At 69.7% G+C, this 3,932-nt stretch carries 3 protein-coding genes and 2 pseudogenes; 2 read left to right on the plus strand and 3 right to left on the minus strand.

What is annotated here, in order from left to right:
* The 3 genes and pseudogenes from ACFW2E_RS42925 to ACFW2E_RS42935 form a co-directional block, all read right to left on the minus strand.
* Positions 1-111, minus strand: a 111-nt coding sequence (locus ACFW2E_RS42925; protein ID WP_384476446.1) for an SDR family NAD(P)-dependent oxidoreductase, incomplete at its 3' end; no start/stop codon positions are given.
* A 294-nt stretch (positions 112-405) separates the two neighbouring features.
* The gene (locus ACFW2E_RS42930) at positions 406-1,230 is read right to left on the minus strand and encodes a ribonuclease BN (RefSeq protein ID WP_384476440.1); all 825 of its coding nucleotides are present in this window, start codon (positions 1,228-1,230) and stop codon (positions 406-408) included.
* Between the two features lie 694 nt (positions 1,231-1,924).
* Positions 1,925-2,351: pseudogene (locus ACFW2E_RS42935) on the minus strand (hemerythrin domain-containing protein).
* A 1,030-nt stretch (positions 2,352-3,381) separates the two neighbouring features.
* Here ACFW2E_RS42935 and ACFW2E_RS42940 point away from each other — a divergent pair.
* Both ACFW2E_RS42940 and ACFW2E_RS42945 read left to right on the plus strand, forming a co-directional pair.
* On the plus strand, positions 3,382-3,573 hold the full coding sequence (locus ACFW2E_RS42940) for a hypothetical protein (protein ID WP_384476442.1): 192 nt from the start codon (positions 3,382-3,384) through the stop codon (positions 3,571-3,573).
* A 75-nt stretch (positions 3,574-3,648) separates the two neighbouring features.
* Positions 3,649-3,932: pseudogene (locus ACFW2E_RS42945) on the plus strand (diguanylate phosphodiesterase); the annotation flags it as partial.

A 3,932-nucleotide genomic window follows, 5' to 3' on the forward strand; every position in this document is an offset into this window, starting at 1 on the left:
TGAGACAGTGGCTCCCGCTTCGACCAGACCCCGGGCGATCATCAGGCCGATGCCGCGGGAACCGCCGGTCACCAGGGCGGTCTTGCCGGAGAGGGAGAACAGTGAGATCACGGTGGACTCCTGAGGGGGAGGGGCGGCACGGGCAGGCTGTTCCCGCCCCAGGCTGGATACTAAGCAGTCGCTTAGCTGCTGTTCAAGCCCTGCACCCCACGGAACCCTGTCCGTGCCTCCGCGCCTCGACGGTGGCGGAGTGGACCGGCAGCGAATCCCTAAGGGGTGTCGGCCTGACCCGACGCCCGAGGTGACCGGTACGACTCCGTCAGCAGCTCCGGCAGGACGGGCTGCGCGGACGGCGGACGCAGAACATCCGCCATGCTTCTGTCGGAGGAGGCGTCTGCGCGGCCGTCAGCTGGGGCGACGACGTGCCCGGTGGGACAGGTGCCCCTCGGAGCCCGCCATCCAGTGGTGGTCGCAGAACCAGCGGCCGAACAGCGCGCCTCCATAAACCACGAATCCGACGCCGATGAGCCACGATTCCACCACCAGCACGATCCCGACGGTGCCGTAACTGAGCGCGTTGGTGACGATGAGCGGTGTGAAGACCAGGTAGGAGAAAGCTCGCAGACCGGCGAGGCCGGTGATGGTGGCGATCGCCCCCGGCAGCAGGGTGCGCCACCGGACCTGCGCTCCGAGAAGGAAGCGCTGGCCCCACCAGAAGAACAGCACTCCGCTCAGCGCGGACAGTCCGATCCGCAGATTTCCGTGCACCGCGTTTCGGGTCTGCACCTCCTGGTACAGGTAGGCAATCAGAACGACGAGCCATGTCACCTGCCGCCATACGCGGTGCCACGGACCGGGGGCGAGATGCCAGATCCGCTCGTAGGCGTTCTGCACGCTTCCCGCGAAGGACACGCCGAACACGGCAAGCAGGATCCCGCTCCAAACACCAGTGGTGCCGATCACGTTGCGCGGGGGGCTGACGATGTCGGTGAGCACACGCGCGGACTGCCCGGAGACCCCCATGCCGTCGGCGAGCCATGACGCGAATCCACCCCGCACCAGCGGATCGGCCGCTGCGACCACGATCAGCAGGGGCGCCAGCGTCACCAGGGCCAGCGTGGCGAATCCCATCGCCCGGTGCAACAACTCCAGCTCGCGACCGCGGTCGAGCAGCGTGTGGGCGCCGAGCCATTGCCATGCGCGGCGAAGGCCGCGCCGCCTGTGCTCCACCGGATCCTCCGTGCTGCCCTACCGGGCCTTCACCGCCGATTCGCGCCGTCACGTATGGGGTCACACCTGTAACGGCCCCGACGCCGCTCCTGTGAGGATGATCAGACAAGCATTGCCTGACCAGGGGCGAGCAGCGGGGTCGCCAGCTGATCGTTGGAGCCGTCCGCCGTCCGCCGTGTGGAAGGCCCTGCCCAAGCGCACCATCTACGCCCACTCCGAGGAGACCTGGTGGGAGCTGAAGAGTGCGCTGGGGCCGCTGAACCCAGGGGCACACTTCGGGCCCTCCGCCGCGCCATTTCCATCGGCGGGCCTTCGGCCACGGCCACCCCGTCCAAACGTTCGAGCCCAGCCTGTCCCAGTCGCACCAGCAGGTCATGTAGGCCGTACGCGCTGCCAAGGGCCGCCCATTCTGCACTCGACTCACGCCCGACTCGTCTGGCGGACGCACTGCCACTCGATGTTCATCCACCCTCCCACCCTCGCCCACTACAACTGCGCCCGCACCGGACGTGAGGGGCACGCGCACGGCAGTCCAGGCGGAGACCAGCGCGGGCGGGGTGTCTGCGCGGAACTGCGATGCTGCGGCGGAACTGCGATGCTGCGCTCGTGCCATGACCAGCGTCCTTGCGTCGAGCACCGGGCGGGTATCCGGGGCCGGCTGCTGTGGCCGTGAGTTCCCGGCTGCCCAGAGGGGTCAGGATTTGCCGCGGCCGGTGACGGAGCCGCGGGCCGGTCCACCACGCCGGCCCCCGGGGCGAGGATCTTGTTCGCGGGCGGGGTGTCCGGGGCGGAGGGGTGCGGCCGGGTCGGAGCCATGGCCTTGGCCCTGCGCATCTCGTCCCCGAGATCTTCTCCAGTTGTCTGAGGATCTTCTCGACCCGGCCGTGGTCGGCGAGTTCCCTGTCCGCGAGCCGGTCGCCGCCCTCAACGTGTTCGCGGACCGCCGGGTACAGGTGCTGCTCCTCGGCGACCGAGTGCCGCACCAGCTCGATGGTGACCTCGTCCACGAGATCACACAGTTCCTGTCCCCCATCGGGCATCGACTCGATCCGGCCGAACATCTCCTCGACCTCTCGGTGGGCGGTCATCAGTTCCTCGATGACATTTCCGCCGTGTCCCATTGCGTACTCCGCCTCTCAGCGGTCGTTGTCGGGGCCGGGTTCCCCGAGGCCTCGACAGACAGTCATCCCCCCAATGCGGTAGCGAAGTGAGCCTGGTGTGTGCGCCTCACCCAGTCGGTGGGCATCGTCCGGTGTGGCGCCGGGCGGGACCCGGCAACTTCAGCTTCACCAGACCTGTGTGCGCCGGGCTGATCAACGCCGCAACCCGCGTACAGCTCGTTCTTCGGCGCCTTGATGCTGCCGCCGAGGTGCGCCAGGGAGATCTGCTACACCTCTGCCGGCGCACGACCCAGCGAATGCCCATATTCGTGCGCTGCCGCCACCATCTACCGTCGGAGCGCCGCACACGGTGCGGGTACCTGAGGCATCCGCGGAACACCGGGAGCGCGTCAATGGAGCAGCGGGCGCATTTCGCGGGCATCGGCATGGTCCCGGCCCGCCAAGCGGCGGGGGTGATCCGGCAAGACGCAGACGCAGCACCGACAGGCTGGCCGGCCCGTCGCGGCACCATGGCCGCGCTCCAGGGGCTCGCCGAACAGACATGGGCCGCGGGTCTCTTCGGCGGGCGGCGCCGAGTAGCCCGGCGGCGCCGAGAGGCTCTGGAGACCTTCGCCGGGATTTCCGGACACTGCCGCTGCCGGCGCCCGGCGGACAGGGCAGAGAGTCAGTCCAGGGAGCATGTGTTGACGAGGTCGTCGGCCGGGGGATCGTCCGGCTGGCCGGCGCCTCCTCGTCATGCTGCACCCAGGCTGGTCATGGCCGGTGAAGGCGGCCCGGTGGCAGGGAAGGACCGGCCGTGGATGGTCGGGGTAGGCGCCGTAGAGGCTGTCGACGTGGGTGCCGCCCTCGATCCGGTAGTAGCGGTGCAGGACGGCCCTGCCCGGGGTGGGTAGACGTCGGACTGGGCGCCGATCGGCAGTAGCGCGTCCAGCGTGCCGTTGGGGGGTGATGACTTCGGTGGCGTCGGTACGCTCTGGGGCAACCTGATGGCGCCACCGCCGTCGTCCGCCTGGAGGACTGGCTGCCGACCGTGGGATTCGAGCAGACGGGCCCGGTGACCGGCGCGGTGTTCACCGTCGCCGTCCTCGTCCTCAGGCGCGGCATCTGGGGCGCACTCGCGCACGCGCTACGGCGCCGCTGCGGACCGCAAGCCGCCGGACACACGCCTGGTCCGACCGCCCAGCAGGGCCACGGCGGTCCCGCGCAGCGCGTGCCATCTTAGGCTGGAACTCGCTGGTCGCATGCCTGCGGGCCATCCGTATGAAAGGTGTCCACCCCGAGCCGCCCAAGAGGGACCATGAACACCGATCTGTCACCGACAACTCCCGGGATCGACACCGCGCGCCGTGTCCTGCACCTTTTGCGGGACCGCGCCGAGCCCGAGGAGTACCGGGCCCTCCTGGAGGGCTGTACGGCCGGAGATGCGGGACCGGTGCGCGCACTCGTCGAGGATGCCCTGCACGTGCGGGACCAGTTGGAGGAGCGGCGGCGTCGCGAGGACGAACTGGCCGCGCTGTACGAGACCGCGGGCGACCTGTCCTCGCTGCGCGACCTGGAGGCGGTCCTGCAGGCCATCGTCCG

Source organism: Streptomyces sp. NPDC058964 (genome assembly GCF_042741275.1).
In the GTDB taxonomy this organism is placed as follows: domain Bacteria; phylum Actinomycetota; class Actinomycetes; order Streptomycetales; family Streptomycetaceae; genus Streptomyces.